The organism is Pseudomonas sp. FW305-96 (genome assembly GCF_058783825.1).
Genome location: NZ_JBYSYW010000011.1, coordinates 140,653 through 153,602 on the forward strand (window position 1 = coordinate 140,653; position 12,950 = coordinate 153,602).

Here is a 12,950-nt window from a genome sequence, read left to right on the forward strand (position 1 = left end):
TTAGTCCAGAATCCTGTCCAGGGCTTTGTCCCACTGATCGAAGAAACCGTCTGGCCATTCGCTGAGCCGTCCACTTGGGGAAATCTCGGGGCGCGAGTGAATGGGCTGGGACGATGCATCGGCGCGGTTGAAAAAGTTGAGGCCGACATCTGTGTTCGGAATAACGCCCTCTTTCACGGCAATCCGTATGCCGTTTAGCACGTGATCACTATGGGTTTCAACCAGTACTTGTACGCCGCACGCGGCTGCGCGTGCAATCAATCCACCGATGGCAATCTGGCCCTGTGGGTGAAGATGCGCTTCAGGGTTTTCCAGCATGACAAGGCTGCCTTTAGGGGAGGCGAGGCAGGCGACGATAATCGGCAGTGAATAAGTCAGGCCGAAACCGACGTTGGTCGCTCTGAAAGGGTTGTTGCCCCGTATGCCCGAAGTGCTGCCGTAGCTGTATTCTAGGCGCATGAAGTCCGTCCTGGGGACCTCTTCGGTGCTCACGCGTGCGCCAGGCGATACTTCTTGCAACCAGGCGTTCACTTGGGTCAAAAGGCCGTGGGTGGAGCTGGCGGAAGGATGCCTTCTGGCGCTGTCAGTGATCTGCTCGTCCCTGAAAAGGTTAAGAAAGTGCGCCGTGTACTCGCCGCGGGTGCCTAAGAACTTACGCTCGCTGACCGTATGGTGGGACTTCGGATAGCTGACAGCAGGACTGATACGGTCTGCTCTTAAGTACTGAAAACCCGGTTCATAGAGCCCCGGTATGGGGTTCCCTTTGCGATAGGAGTGCTCCACAGGCAGTACGTCAGAGGTGCTGGAGTAACTGGTTTCGTAAATGTAGTAGTTGTCCGATGCTTCGCCATTAACCGTAAAGGAAATAGTTTCGTCATCATGTTCGTTGTGCAGGACATCGCTGCCAGTGCCCAACTCGACCAACTCGCCGTTGAGCAACAGCCCGTGCAGGTTGGAGTAACCATTGGCATCCATGGATTGCCTTAGCAGTGCAATGGCTTGTAGGGTGGTGCTTTTGCCGCTGCCGTTTTGACCGGAAAGCAGGGTCAGTGGGCGGAGCTCGATACTGATGTCTTTGAAAGCCTTGAAATTGTGGATGTGAAAATCTTTTTTCATCGGGCGTGATCATCGACGAGTTGTTGAATGGAAGCGAATCGCTTTCTTACTTTAGCCGCATCCCCTGTGCCCTGAGAGATGGAAGTGTCAAAATCTGTTTCAAGCATGAGTTTCATGAACGCTTTCTTGAGACTATTGGCGTTCCGTATGCAGTTTTCTTTTTGCGCGCTGGTAAGCGTTGAGAACGCGACGCAGAATGTCTCGAAAAGGGCTTTGTTGATGGGGTATCTGCCATGCTTTGAATTGTATCGCTTGCGGAATGCATCGGTGTCAAATATCAGTCTGGCAGTTGCAAGGGCATCCTTGAACGATTTTTCGAGTTTCGACAGCTGTTTCACATCAAGTGAATTTATAGCGCGCATGGCATTGCCGAGGAACCGGTCAAAATCTCGTTCCTTGTAAAGGCTAGGGGCGTACAGCTTGAATGCAAGGAAGCGAAGTGTCATCTCGCGCGCGCCCATCCGCTCATCGCGGATACTGTAGTCGGTAGCACTTTTAAACTCTGCGCACTCTGCAAGATTTTCCAGCATTTTGCGAGCGTGACCCGGAATAAGCGCATGCCTTAGCTCTTGACCCGACAGCGGGAGGCCACCGGTATTAATTCGAGCAAAGATGTTGAATTTTACCTCTTCGGGTGTGCCGTGCTTGATAACATGCACGACCAGCTCGGTTTCTCTGAGCCGGCGCTTGAGACGAGGGGGTAAGTCTTCAAATGTACAGTCGTTGAATTCTCGACCAAGATATTCCAGGTTTTTTAAACGCAGTCTCGTAAAGTTTTCATTGTCGGGGGAAATAAACCTTAAAATAGTGCTGAGTCGCTGAATGCCATCTACGATCGCCCAGTTCTCATCTTCATCTTCGGCTGCATACAAAGTAGGCAAAGGGATGCGCAATAGTAACGACTCTATTAGCCGGCTTTGCTGTTCTTCGTTCCAAATGCCAGCGCGTCTCTGAAAGTCCGGTGCCAGGTCAATGGCATCATCTTCGATCCTGGAAAGCAGCAAGTCGATCGTCATCGTACGGGTTGTGATGTCGATGTCATCAGGATTGAAGGGCTCACCTATCGAGATGTCTTCAGGCTCGGGAGGGCGCTCAAATTCAATCCCGGCACTGTAGCCAAATGAGTTAATCTCTTCTGTGACGTTTTTTGCGGACATTCCCATACTTCTCGAATTGGCCTGCTGTGAGTATTGAGGCATGTTCCGATTCGTTAGTATCAAAGCGGGACCGTGGGCAGGGTGCTTTGATTTAGCGATATCTTCCATATTGTGCTGAACTGAATCCTCAGCAGTTGGGCGAAGCCTAGATTTATTTGCATGGTCTTGCAACAGGTCAGGGCTGTATGCATCGACAAGGCCTACAGTACATAAGCGCAGTGTGGATGAGCACTGGGACATATAACACTGCCCAGTAGTCGAGCAGGTCGTTCGGCATTCATCCATTTGAGTCAGCAACGACATGGCGCTGCCTTGCCGGGGCGAGGCGAAGGCGTGCGCAGCAACGCACTCTGACGTTAAACTGCCATGTCCCAACCACCGGACAGGAGTCCCGGCGTGCCCGACCCCCGCAGTTTCCCCAGCGACCTGTGCCTCGACAGCCCACGCCTGCAGTTGCGCCCCATGCGTCATGGCGACGCGCAGCAGTGGCTGACCATCATGGCCGACCCCGAGGTCATGCGTTACTGGTACCACGCCCCCTGGCAGACCCTGGCCGAGGCCGAGAGCGCCCTGGCCGCCGACCGCGAGGCGTATACCGCCGGCCAGTTGCTCAAGCTGGGCATGTACCGTCGTGACAACGGCGAGCTGATCGGCATGGTCCAGCTGTTCAACCTCGAAGAGACCTCGCGCCGGGGCGAAATCGGCTACTGCCTGGCCAAGTCGGCCCAGGGCCGGGGCTACATGGATGAAGCGCTGACCTGCTTCATCGACTACCTGGCTCACACCCTGCACCTGCGCCGCCTGGAGGCGGAAATCGACCCGCGCAACCAGGGCTCGGCACGTACCCTGGAGCGCCAGGGCTTCGTCCTGGAGGGCACCCTGCGCGCCCGCTGGTGCGTGGCCGGCGAGCTGTCTGACTCGGGGCTTTACGGTCTGTTGCTCGAACCGCCTGTCGCCTGACGCCCGCTTGCGCTATGGTCGCGCCTTTCGCTGCTGGATGGAGCCTGCGCGTGCCTGCTTTTTATGTGATGTTCACCCTCGTGCTGTTCCTTCTTTGCGTGTGTTTCGATGGCCTGATGATGGGCGTCGACGGGCATATGCCGGCGCTGCAGATACTGGTCATGGGCCCATGGGGCATTGCCTTCGGGTTGTACCAGTGGTTTGCCAATCCGTTGCTGGGGCTGGCGATCCTCGCCCGTAGGCGTTTTCGCCGGGTGGCGCTTGGCGCGGGCCTGATCGCCCTGGGCCTGGCGCTCAGTTGCCTGGGCATCGAGCGGCTGCCGGACAACCGCAGCTATGAATTCCTGCCGCTTACCGGCTTCGGCCCCGGCTACTACCTGTGGACACTGGCAATCCTGCTGTTCTGCCTGGGGCAGGGGTGGTGGTGCCGCAAGGCGCAGACGGCGCAGGATATGCCGCGCTGGCGCTGGTTCGATGTGCTGCTGATCGCGGTGCTGACGAGCACGATCTACGTGGCGACCAAGATGCCCAGCCTGGGCGTGCAAATTCGCAGTTCCGACGAGCCAATGGAGCAGGTACAGGCAGGCTGAACTCTCCAGATTGACTGCGCGGCCTTTTTGTCGGAGGGCGAGACGCGCCTTGGGTTTGGAAAGACGGCAGGGGCTGGGTTAAGGTCGCAGCTCGTCCGCTTTTACCAGGTGCCTGACTTGCCCGCTTTCTACCTGACCACAAGCCTCGCCCTGTACCTGCTGAGCCTGGCCTTCGATGGTGCCCTGACAGGCGCAGGGCGACATGTACCGGCATTGCAGATGCTGCTCTACGGGCCGTGGGGTATCGCCTTTGGCCTGTACCAGTGGTTCGCCAACCCACTGCTGGCGTTGGCGATCCTCGCCCACCGACGGTTCCGCCGCCTGGCGCTGGGGTGCGGCCTGCTGGCGCTGTATCTGGCGGCCAGCAGCTTTGCGATCACCCGCCTGCCGGACAACCAGAGCTACGCCTTCCAGGACGTGACCGGCTTTGGCGCGGGCTTCTACCTGTGGTTGCTGGCGATCCTGGTGTTTTGCATGGGGCAGCTATGGTGGTGCTGGAAGGCGCGTTCAGCAGCGGATGTACCAGGCTGGGGCTGGCTCGATGTGGCGCTGATCACGGCCCTCAGCGTGGCGCTGTATGCCGGTACGCAGATGCCATCGCTGAGCTTCGAGCCGCACAAGGTGATCGTGCCGCCGGAGCAGCCGCGCACCTTGTGATGGCCTTAACGCGCCGTGCCCCACTGCACCGCGATCATCCCGAGCACGATCATTCCCACTCCCGCCAGCCGCTGCAGGTTCACCGGCCGCTCCGGCAGTCCCATCAGGCCGAACTGGTCGATCAGCAGCGACGACAGCACCTGCCCGGCCACCACGCAGACGATGAACCCCGCCGCCCCCAGACGCGGCGTCAGCACCAGCGCGGCGGTGATGTACAGCACCCCGGCGACCCCGCCGAACCAGGCCCACCAGGGCGCATGGGCCAGTTGCTGCACCTGTGGCAGCGGCGCGCGCATCAGCAGCAGGGCCGGCACCAGCATCAGCAGGCTGACCAGCAAAGAAACACCGGCCGCCCACAGCGGATGGCCGAGCAGGCGTCCGAGCGCGGCGTTGCTGCCCGCCTGAAACGGCACGGCAGCCCCGGCAAGCAGGGCGATGAGCAAGGGGAGGGCGGCGAAGAGGCTGGCGGGCATGGTGTCTACTCCTGATGAAAACACTGGCGTCAGTCTTCGCTATGCATTTGAATGATGGAAATTCGAACTTTGCACAGGCTATATTCGTGGCATGGATGATTTGCGCCGTATCGACCTCAATCTACTGCTGACCCTGCATGCCCTGCTCAGCGAGCAGCATGTCTCGCGTGCGGCATTGCGCCTGCACCGCAGCCAGCCGGCGGTCAGCCATGCGTTGGCGCAGTTGCGCGAGATCTTCGCCGATCCGCTGCTGGTGCGACGCGGTGGCCGCCTGCAACTGACGGCCCGCGCCGAAGCCCTGCACGCGCCGTTGCAGGAGGCTTTGCAGCAACTCGACGGATTGCTCGGCACGCCGGGCTTCGAGCCGGCGCGGGCCCGGCGTACCTTTCGCCTGGCCATGTCCGACTATGGCGCCCGTGTGGTGTTGCCAGCGTTGATGCGCCTGCTGCGACGCGAAGCGCCGGGCATCGACCTGGTGGTGTCCCAGGGCAGCCGCGAGGCGATGCTCGGCCAGTTGATCGACGGCGAGGCGGACCTGGCGCTGGGGGTGTTTCCCGAGTTGCCGACGGAAATGGCCCAGCAGGTGCTGTTCGAGGAGTCCTTCGTCTGTCTGGCCGACCGCGCCAGCCTGCCGCCCCGCGGCGGCCTGGCGCTGGACCCGTGGCTGGCGCGACCCCATGTGCTGGTGGCGGTGCGCCCCGGCATCGACAACGAAATCGACCAGGCCCTGGCCATCTTGGGCGCACGTCGGCGCATCGCCTTGACCCTGCCGCATTGGGGCGTGGCTCAACGTGTCATTGCCGGGACCGACCTGGTGCTCACCGTGGCCCGGCGCAGCCTCGTTGGTGCTCGCCTGGACCCGGCCCTGCGCCAGTTCGCGCCGCCCCTGGCGATCTCGCCGTTCGCCTTCGCCCAGGCCTGGCACTCGCGACGCGACGGGGATGCCGGGCACCGCTGGCTGCGGGCGCAAATCCAGGCGCTGTGCGTGAACGACGACGCGGCAGGGTGTTAGTGTGGTGTTTCACAAATAGCGACCATAACTCGCGGCGCTTTTTGCGCTCAGGCGGCGTTGTCACTCCTCGCCGTAGCTGGGCTACGACTCGTCGCGACGCCTTGCCTGAGCGCAAAAATCGCTCGCGATTTATTGGTCGTATTTGCAAAACACCACACTAAGCTGTGCCACATTCATTTGCGAAAAGGAAAACCCATGTTCAAGCATTGCCTGGTCGGCGCCGCTGCCCTGCTGATCGTTGCCGGCGCCCAGGCCGAGGACTATTCGCCTACTTACACCCAGTGCATGGACAAAGCCTCCAGCACCCTGGCCATGGGCGCCTGCATCCAGGCCGAGACCCAGTTGCAGGATGACCGGCTGAACCGGGTCTACAAGCAGCTCATGGCCAAGCTCGACAGCCAGCAGCAGAAGGACCTGCGCGAAGTCCAGCGCACCTGGATGAAGTACCGCGACGGCAACTGCGCGTTTCACGGCAAGTTGAGCAACGGCAGTATCTACCGTATCGAAGGCGCGATGTGCGAAATGGACATGAGCAAAGACCGGGCGGCGGAGCTGGAACGGGTGCTCAGCCCGGGGCAGTAGCGCAGCATCAGCTTACAGATTGGCGGGTGAACTGGTCGGCTGGAGGGTATCGCCGCGACCCTGATGGCTGTATTTTTGTACAGCTCATGGACAGCACGTTCACCAAGGGAGGAGCACATGCCTGAAAGCATCGATGTCGCCAATTACTTCCTCACCCTGGAAGGCGAGACGGGTGAGATCTCGAACCTGAAGCTGCAGAAGCTCGTCTACTACGCGCAGGGCTTCAGCCTGGCCTTGCTGGGCGCGCCGTTGTTCGAAGAGCGTATCGAGGCCTGGATGCATGGCCCGGTCGTGGCCGATCTCTACCGTCGGTTCAGCCAGCATGGCTCGAACCCGATCCCGATGCCTGCAGTGTTCGAGCCGACCTGCTTTTCCAGGGATCAGACCCGCCTGATCAAGGAGGTCTTTGAGGTCTATGGGCAGTATTCGGCGTGGAAGCTCCGTCAACTGACCCATGAAGAAGACCCTTGGCGGGACAACTATCAGGAGGGCGCTTTCAGCCGGGAGATTCCCCGGGATGAAATGCAACGGTATTTCAGGAATCACCTGGTGAATTGAGCGATGGTACGTAAGCGGCTCAAGGAGCGAGATGCCCAGGGAAATCAGGTAAGGGCACGCCACATGGCAGGCGAGTCTGACGAATCGGACCTGCGCCCCCCGGTGTTCTCACTCGAGTATCTGCAATCAGGTTGGTGCATTCAGGACTGCCAGCAGGCAGAGCGCGCCAGGATGCTCGAGCGCTTGCGTCAGATCAGTCAGCGCACGTGGCGAGAGATCCGCCAGCTCGATCGCCATGGCTATGGTACGGAGACGATTTCGCGCGGCAGTATCAGGGCTGTATTGCCTTCATTCCTCACTGAAGATGTTCGGCTGCTGGCGTTCAGGGCTTTCGACCTGGTGGCGATGGTGGGGTACCGCAGTGGGCGGATTTTTCATGTGATCTGGATAGATCGTGAGTTCAAGTTGTACAAGCATTGACGCGGAGTACAGTGACCCCTTTGGTTGGGCGGGCAAGCCCGCTCCAACAGGGGAGTAGGAGCGGGCTTGCGATTCAGGCGCCGCGTTGCTCACGCAGCGCCCGGGCCTTCAGGTACTCACGCACTTCCACCCCGTCTCCGGCGAACTCGATCCGCTGTGCCTTGGCCGCCCGCTGGTAGGCGTACATCGGATCGTAGTATTCCTTGAGCAGCCCTTCGATCCACCCTCGGTGCAGGCTCACGTCACCACTGCGCAACTGCTCCTCCAGCGCCTGGTCGAGCAACGCCGACAGCCGCTGGAAGCGCTCGCCGCCCAGGCGCTTGTAGATGTTGGCCATGCTCTGGCGCATGCGTTCGGCGAACAGCGGGCCGCCGGCCTCTTCACCGTGCACGGCGATGAACTCGGCGCACAGGTTGATCACGTAATCGCGCAGGATGCGTTCCACGCGATGCGCGAAGCTGTCTTCGAGCCACACCAGGGGATAGCGTTGCATGCCCTGGTAAAGCTCCAGCGGCACCGCGCAGCTGCCGACCACGCGGCCTTCGTCCTCGAGCACGAACTGGTCGATGCCACGCTCGCGTTTCTTCAGGATGTCGATGGCCAGCGTATTTTCGAAGTCGATCTGCGCCGGCTGCGCGGTGGCGCGCTTGCCGAAGCTGGAGCCGCGGTGGTTGGCGTGGCCTTCCAGGTCCAGCACATTGTCCAGCTGGAGCAGCACGTCGGTCTTGCCGGTGCCGGTCAGGCCGCCCAGCAGCACGAAGTCGCAGTGCTGCACCGCTTGCTGGGTGGTTTCCAGCAGCAAGGTGCGCATGGCCTTGTAGCCGCCCACCACTTTCGGATACTGGATGCCGGCTTCCTTGAGCCAGCCCTGGACGATCTGTGAGCGCAACCCGCCACGGAAGCAGTAGAGGTAGCCGTCGGGATGAGCCTGGGTGAATGCCGCCCAGGCCTCCAGGCGCTGCTCTTTGAGCGCGCCGTTTACCAACTGGTGGCCCAAGGCAATGGCGGCGGCCTGACCCTGCTGCTTGTAGCAGGTACCGACTTTCTGCCGCTCCTGGTCGTTCATCAGCGGCAGGTTGACGGCGCCGGGGAAAGCGCCCTTGGTGAATTCGATCGGCGCGCGCATGTCCATCATCGGCACGTCGTCGAGGAACAGCTGTTTCAGCTCGGTGCAGTCGGGGCGCATCAGATCACCTCGACTGCGTGGCTCTGTCGCTCGACCAGCTCGCCGATCGGCGCCAATTCGAGCCCGAGCTCCCGTGCCACGGCGAGGAATTCGGCCTCGCCCTGCGGGCTGACTGCCACCAGCAGGCCACCGCTGGTCTGCGGGTCGCACAGCAGGTGCTTCTGCTCGTCGCTCAGCGCGCCGATCTTGTAGCCGTAGCTGTCGAAGTTACGCAAGGTGCCGCCTGGGATGCAGCCCTCGGCCAGGTAATGTTCGACGCTGGGCAGGCGCGGCACCGCAGCGAATTGCAGGCGCGCGGTGAGGCCGCTGCCTTCGGCGACTTCGACCAGGTGGCCGAGCAGGCCGAAGCCGGTGACGTCGGTCATCGCCTGCACGCCATCGAGCTTGCCGAAGCGGCTGCCCGGTGTGTTGAGGGTGCACATCCAGTCGCGGGCCAGGCCCTGGTCCTGTTCGCGCAGCTTGGCTTTCTTCTCGGCGGTAGTGAGGATGCCGATGCCCAGCGGCTTGGTCAGGTACAGGCGGCAGCCGACGCTGGCGGTGTCGTTGCGCTTGAGGTTGCGCTTGCTCACCACGCCGGTCACGGCCAGGCCGAAGATCGGTTCGGGGGCGTCGATGGAGTGGCCACCGGCCAGGGGGATGCCTGCCTCTGCGCAGACCGCGCGACCACCGCGGATCACTTCGCGGGCGACCTCCGGCGGCAACAGGTTGATCGGCCAGCCGAGGATGGCGATGGCCATCAGCGGGTCGCCGCCCATGGCGTAGATGTCGCTGATGGCGTTGGTGGCGGCGATGCGACCGAAGTCGTACGGGTCGTCGACGATGGGCATGAAGAAGTCGGTGGTCGAGACCACGCCGCGCTCGTCATCCAGGGCGTAGACGGCAGCGTCGTCGCGCGAGGCGTTGCCGACCCAGAGGTTCGGGTCGAGGGCCTGCGTACCGCTCTCGGCGAGGATCACATCCAGGACCTTGGGAGAAATCTTGCAGCCGCAACCAGCGCCGTGGCTGTACTGTGTCAGACGAATCGGCTCGCTCATGTGCACCTCGACTTTTCGTGATGCGCGATTGTAGCAAAGCTGGCCTTTGTGCCTGCGACTCTTATACTTCCCGCGATGCGACACTGACCCAAGCCCCGCTATTGAACCGGAGAACCCCCCATGCTCAAACGCCCCCTGGCACTGTTTGCCGGTCTCGCGTTGTCCTGCTGCGCCGTGGTCGCCCAGGCCGCCGACGTCCTGCGCGTCAGCGCCATCCCCGATGAAGCACCGACCGAACTGCTGCGCAAGTTCAAGCCGCTGGGTGAATACCTCGAGCAGCAGTTGGGCATGAAGGTGCAGTTCGTGCCGGTCGCCGACTACCCCGCGGTGGTCGAGTCGCTGGCCAGCGATCGCCTGGACCTGGCCTGGCTGGGGGGCTTCACCTTCGTTCAGGTGCACCTGAAGGATCCCAAGGCCACGCCGCTGGTGCAGCGTGAGCAGGATGCCAAGTTCACCAGCAAGTTCATCACCGCCAATCCGGATGTGAAGAGCCTCAAGGACCTCAAGGGCAAGACCTTCGCCTTCGGTTCGATTTCGTCCACCTCGGGCAGCTTGATGCCGCGTTACTTCATGCTCAAGAACGACAACATCAAGCCTGAGGAATACTTCAGCCGCGTCGCCTATTCCGGCGCCCACGATGCCACCGCCGCCTGGGTCCAAGCCGGCAAGGCCGATGCCGGCGTGCTCAACGCCAGCGTCTGGGACAAGCTGGTCGCCGCCGGCAAGGTCGACACCGACAAGGTGCGGGTGTTCGCCACCACGCCGGAATACTTCGACTACAACTGGACCGTGCGCGGCAACATGGATCCGGCGCTTAAAGAGAAGATCAAGCAGGCCTTCCTCGCCCTGGATCCGACCAAACCTGCGGACAAGGCGATCCTCGACCTGCAGGCCGCCAGTCGCTTCATCGAGACCAAACCCGAGAATTACAAAGGTATCGAAGAAGCCGCGCGCAAGGCCGAACTGCTCAAGTGAGTATCCGTGTTCAGGGCGCCAGCGTGCGCCATGGCCAGGTCCAGGCCTTGCGCGCGCTGGACCTGCAAATCGGCCAGGGCGAGCGGGTGGCGATCATCGGTCCGTCCGGAGCCGGCAAATCCAGCCTTCTGCACCTGATGGCCACTGCCGTGCCGCCCAGTAGCGGGCGGTTGGAGTTGTTGGGCGAACAGCCCTGGGCACTGTCTGCCCGCGCCCGCCAGCGCTTGCGCGCACGGGTCGGTCTGGTGCACCAGGCGCCGCCCCTGCCGCCGCGCCAGCGGGTGGTCACCGCCGTGCTGGCGGGGCGCCTGGGGCAGTGGGGCACATTGCGCGGGCTGCTCAACCTGATTCACCCCGGGGATATACCCGGTGCCCGCGCGGCACTGGCCGAGCTGGGCATGGCTGACAAGCTGTTTGCCCAGTGCGGGCAGTTGTCGGGTGGACAGTTGCAACGGGTCGGCATCGCCCGCGCCTTGTACCAGCGACCTGAAGTGCTGCTGACCGACGAGCCGGTCTCGGCCATGGACCCGGTGCTTGCCGGTCACAGCCTGGCGTTGCTCAATCGTCATGCCCAGGCCCATGGCGTGACGCTGGTCGCCAGCCTGCACGCGGTGGAGCTTGCCCTCGCGCACTTTCCGCGCATCGTCGGCATTCGCGCCGGGCAGGTGGCGTTCGATTGCCCGGCGCAAGCGGTCAGCGAAGCGATGCTCGACGCCTTGTACGCCAATGAGCAACTGACATCGCCTGTCACCGCGACGGCGAGCCTGCAGGTGCAGATCCCGCGATGCTGAGCACTGACCCGCGCGATCCCGCTGCCTTGCCTCGTTTGCTGCTGACCCTGCTGTGCCTGGCGCTGCTGTGGCCGGGCCTGCACCTGAGTGAGCTTGACCCCGGCGTGCTGTTGCAGGCCGAGAACCGTCAGCAGATGGCCGGCTTCGTCAGCGCGTTCTGGCCCCCGGCCCACGATGCCGGGTTTCTCGATTTGCTGCTCACCGCCACGGTGCAGACGCTGGCCGTGGCCACCGCAGGCATGAGCCTGGCACTGCTGCTGGCGGTACCGGCCAGCCTGCTGGCCAGCCGGGCGTTGTCGTTGCGGGCCGCTTCCAGCGCAGGGCGCCTGGGGCCATGGTCCCGGGCTGCGCGCCTGCCGGTGCGCGGCGTGCTGATTTTCCTGCGCAGCGTGCCCGAGATCGTCTGGGCACTGTTGTTCGTCCGCGCCGTGGGCCTGGGCCCGACTGCCGGTGTGCTGGCCATCGCCATCACCTACAGCGGCATGCTCGGCAAGGTCTACGCGGAGATCTTCGAGTCGGTGGACCAGCGTCCCGCCCATGCCTTGCTGCAGGCCGGCAGCAGCCGCCTGTCGGCGTTTTTCTACGGAACCCTGCCCGAGGCCGCGAGCGAAGTGGTGTCCTACACCGTATACCGCTGGGAGTGCGCGGTGCGCGCTTCGGTGGTGATGGGCTTCGTCGGTGCCGGTGGACTGGGCCAGCAGATCGATCTGTCGATGCGCATGTTCGCCGGTGCCGAGGTGGCAAGCATGCTGCTGACTTTCCTGCTGCTGGTCGTGCTGGCCGACTTGCTCAGCCGTTTCCTGCGCGGGAGGCTCGCATGAACCGGGTGATCAATGGGCTGGTGATCGTCGCGATCCTGGCGGCGGTGCTGGCGTCGTTTGCTTATCTGGAGCTGGACCTGGCAGCGGTCGTCGGCAGTGGCGGGCCGGCGCGGATGGGTGAATACGCGGCGCGTTTCCTGCACCCGGACCTGTCGCTGGCACACCTGCGCGCGGTAGGGCAGGGCGCCTTGGAAACCCTGGCGATGTCCGGGTTGGGTACCCTGCTGGCGATGCTGCTGGGCATGGTGCTGGCGTTGCCGGCCGCCGGGCGTTTTGGCTGGCCGTTGCAGGGCGCGTCGCGCCTGCTGCTCAACGCGCTGCGGGCGATTCCGGAGCTGGTCTGGGCCGCGCTGACCGTGCTGGCCGCAGGCCTGGGGCCGAATGCCGGTACGCTGGCGCTGGCCCTGCACACTGCCGGGGTGCTGGGGCGGCTGTTCGCCGAGGCGCTGGAAAATGCACCGCCAGAGCCTGCGGCGGCGATCCGCTTGCAAGGTGGCAGCCAAGTGCTGGCGTTCTGTTTCGGCACGTTGCCCAATCTGTGGCCGCAACTGCTGGCGTACAGCCTCTATCGCTGGGAGAACAACATCCGCATGGCCAGCGTGCTGGGCTTCGTGGGGG

General features: G+C 62.7%; 16 protein-coding genes. 11 read left to right on the forward strand and 5 right to left on the reverse strand.

The annotated features are described in order from the left end of the window. Both AC3WL2_RS11335 and AC3WL2_RS11340 read right to left on the reverse strand, forming a co-directional pair. Window positions 1–1,116 (reverse strand): AAA family ATPase, encoded by a 1,116-nt coding sequence (locus AC3WL2_RS11335; RefSeq protein WP_102682479.1) that lies wholly within the window; start codon window positions 1,114–1,116, stop codon window positions 1–3. Further along, window positions 1,113–2,273, reverse strand: coding sequence for a DUF262 domain-containing protein (locus AC3WL2_RS11340; RefSeq protein WP_207238330.1), 1,161 nt, complete (start codon window positions 2,271–2,273; stop codon window positions 1,113–1,115). Before AC3WL2_RS11340 ends, AC3WL2_RS11335 begins: the two co-directional genes overlap by 4 nt. A 396-nt stretch (window positions 2,274–2,669) precedes the next feature. On the opposite strand from AC3WL2_RS11340, the gene AC3WL2_RS11345 reads away from it, so the two are divergent. The 3 genes from AC3WL2_RS11345 (at window position 2,670) to AC3WL2_RS11355 (ending at window position 4,480) form a co-directional block, all read left to right on the forward strand. Continuing rightward, window positions 2,670–3,233 (forward strand): GNAT family N-acetyltransferase, encoded by a 564-nt coding sequence (locus tag AC3WL2_RS11345; protein ID WP_102682477.1) that lies wholly within the window; start codon window positions 2,670–2,672, stop codon window positions 3,231–3,233. A 50-nt stretch (window positions 3,234–3,283) separates the two neighbouring features. Continuing rightward, window positions 3,284–3,823, forward strand: coding sequence for a hypothetical protein (locus AC3WL2_RS11350; RefSeq protein WP_102682476.1), 540 nt, complete (start codon window positions 3,284–3,286; stop codon window positions 3,821–3,823). A 117-nt stretch (window positions 3,824–3,940) separates the two neighbouring features. Then, window positions 3,941–4,480: a hypothetical protein gene (locus tag AC3WL2_RS11355; RefSeq protein WP_102682475.1), complete on the forward strand. Its 540-nt coding sequence runs from the start codon at window positions 3,941–3,943 to the stop codon at window positions 4,478–4,480. A gap of 5 nt (window positions 4,481–4,485) precedes the next feature. On the opposite strand, the gene AC3WL2_RS11360 is transcribed toward AC3WL2_RS11355, so the two are convergent. Then, complete coding sequence (locus AC3WL2_RS11360) at window positions 4,486–4,953, reverse strand: DMT family transporter (protein ID WP_102682474.1); 468 nt, start codon at window positions 4,951–4,953, stop codon at window positions 4,486–4,488. 91 nt (window positions 4,954–5,044) lie between these two features. Here AC3WL2_RS11360 and AC3WL2_RS11365 point away from each other — a divergent pair, with 91 nt between their 5' ends. The 4 genes from AC3WL2_RS11365 to AC3WL2_RS11380 all read left to right on the forward strand — a co-directional run bounded on the left by AC3WL2_RS11365 (window position 5,045) and on the right by AC3WL2_RS11380 (window position 7,525). Next, complete coding sequence (locus tag AC3WL2_RS11365) at window positions 5,045–5,965, forward strand: LysR family transcriptional regulator (protein ID WP_102682473.1); 921 nt, start codon at window positions 5,045–5,047, stop codon at window positions 5,963–5,965. A 195-nt stretch (window positions 5,966–6,160) separates the two neighbouring features. Continuing rightward, window positions 6,161–6,547, forward strand: coding sequence for a lysozyme inhibitor LprI family protein (locus AC3WL2_RS11370; RefSeq protein ID WP_094010239.1), 387 nt, complete (start codon window positions 6,161–6,163; stop codon window positions 6,545–6,547). A 117-nt stretch (window positions 6,548–6,664) separates the two neighbouring features. After that, entirely contained in the window at window positions 6,665–7,105 is a 441-nt protein-coding gene (locus tag AC3WL2_RS11375; RefSeq protein ID WP_046857043.1) for a Panacea domain-containing protein, read from the forward strand. 3 nt (window positions 7,106–7,108) lie between these two features. After that, window positions 7,109–7,525, forward strand: a complete 417-nt coding sequence (locus AC3WL2_RS11380; protein WP_102682472.1) for a hypothetical protein — start codon at window positions 7,109–7,111, stop codon at window positions 7,523–7,525. Window positions 7,526–7,598: 73 nt separating this feature from the next. On the opposite strand, the gene mnmH is transcribed toward AC3WL2_RS11380, so the two are convergent. Continuing rightward, complete coding sequence (mnmH, locus tag AC3WL2_RS11385) at window positions 7,599–8,711, reverse strand: tRNA 2-selenouridine(34) synthase MnmH (RefSeq protein ID WP_102682471.1); 1,113 nt, start codon at window positions 8,709–8,711, stop codon at window positions 7,599–7,601. Beyond that, on the reverse strand, window positions 8,711–9,745 hold the full coding sequence (gene selD / locus AC3WL2_RS11390; protein WP_102682470.1) for a selenide, water dikinase SelD: 1,035 nt from the start codon (window positions 9,743–9,745) through the stop codon (window positions 8,711–8,713). The genes mnmH and selD overlap by 1 nt, the downstream gene beginning before the upstream one ends. A gap of 120 nt (window positions 9,746–9,865) precedes the next feature. On the opposite strand from selD, the gene AC3WL2_RS11395 reads away from it, so the two are divergent. The 4 genes from AC3WL2_RS11395 to AC3WL2_RS11410 form a co-directional block, all read left to right on the forward strand. Beyond that, entirely contained in the window at window positions 9,866–10,720 is an 855-nt protein-coding gene (locus tag AC3WL2_RS11395; protein ID WP_102682469.1) for a putative selenate ABC transporter substrate-binding protein, read from the forward strand. After that, window positions 10,717–11,511, forward strand: a complete 795-nt coding sequence (locus tag AC3WL2_RS11400; protein ID WP_102682468.1) for a phosphonate ABC transporter ATP-binding protein — start codon at window positions 10,717–10,719, stop codon at window positions 11,509–11,511. Before AC3WL2_RS11395 ends, AC3WL2_RS11400 begins: the two co-directional genes overlap by 4 nt. Continuing rightward, window positions 11,505–12,332 (forward strand): PhnE/PtxC family ABC transporter permease, encoded by an 828-nt coding sequence (locus tag AC3WL2_RS11405; RefSeq protein WP_102682467.1) that lies wholly within the window; start codon window positions 11,505–11,507, stop codon window positions 12,330–12,332. The genes AC3WL2_RS11400 and AC3WL2_RS11405 overlap by 7 nt, the downstream gene beginning before the upstream one ends. Next, a partial coding sequence (locus AC3WL2_RS11410) for a phosphate/phosphonate ABC transporter permease (protein WP_102719671.1) occupies window positions 12,329–12,950 on the forward strand: 622 nt, incomplete at its 3' end. The genes AC3WL2_RS11405 and AC3WL2_RS11410, both read left to right, overlap by 4 nt.

What these genes read in the sequence shown, in the direction of transcription:
- AC3WL2_RS11335 (WP_102682479.1), bottom strand. Translation starts at nt 1,116, where the DNA reads ATGAAAAAAGATTTTCACATCCACAATTTCAAGGCTTTCAAAGACATC.
- AC3WL2_RS11340 (WP_207238330.1), bottom strand. Translation starts at nt 2,273, where the DNA reads ATGTCCGCAAAAAACGTCACAGAAGAGATTAACTCATTTGGCTACAGT.
- AC3WL2_RS11360 (WP_102682474.1), bottom strand. Translation starts at nt 4,953, where the DNA reads ATGCCCGCCAGCCTCTTCGCCGCCCTCCCCTTGCTCATCGCCCTGCTT.
- AC3WL2_RS11365 (WP_102682473.1), top strand. Translation starts at nt 5,045, where the DNA reads ATGGATGATTTGCGCCGTATCGACCTCAATCTACTGCTGACCCTGCAT.
- AC3WL2_RS11370 (WP_094010239.1), top strand. Translation starts at nt 6,161, where the DNA reads ATGTTCAAGCATTGCCTGGTCGGCGCCGCTGCCCTGCTGATCGTTGCC.
- AC3WL2_RS11375 (WP_046857043.1), top strand. Translation starts at nt 6,665, where the DNA reads ATGCCTGAAAGCATCGATGTCGCCAATTACTTCCTCACCCTGGAAGGC.
- AC3WL2_RS11380 (WP_102682472.1), top strand. Translation starts at nt 7,109, where the DNA reads ATGGTACGTAAGCGGCTCAAGGAGCGAGATGCCCAGGGAAATCAGGTA.
- mnmH (WP_102682471.1), bottom strand. Translation starts at nt 8,711, where the DNA reads ATGCGCCCCGACTGCACCGAGCTGAAACAGCTGTTCCTCGACGACGTG.
- selD (WP_102682470.1), bottom strand. Translation starts at nt 9,745, where the DNA reads ATGAGCGAGCCGATTCGTCTGACACAGTACAGCCACGGCGCTGGTTGC.
- AC3WL2_RS11395 (WP_102682469.1), top strand. Translation starts at nt 9,866, where the DNA reads ATGCTCAAACGCCCCCTGGCACTGTTTGCCGGTCTCGCGTTGTCCTGC.
- AC3WL2_RS11405 (WP_102682467.1), top strand. Translation starts at nt 11,505, where the DNA reads ATGCTGAGCACTGACCCGCGCGATCCCGCTGCCTTGCCTCGTTTGCTG.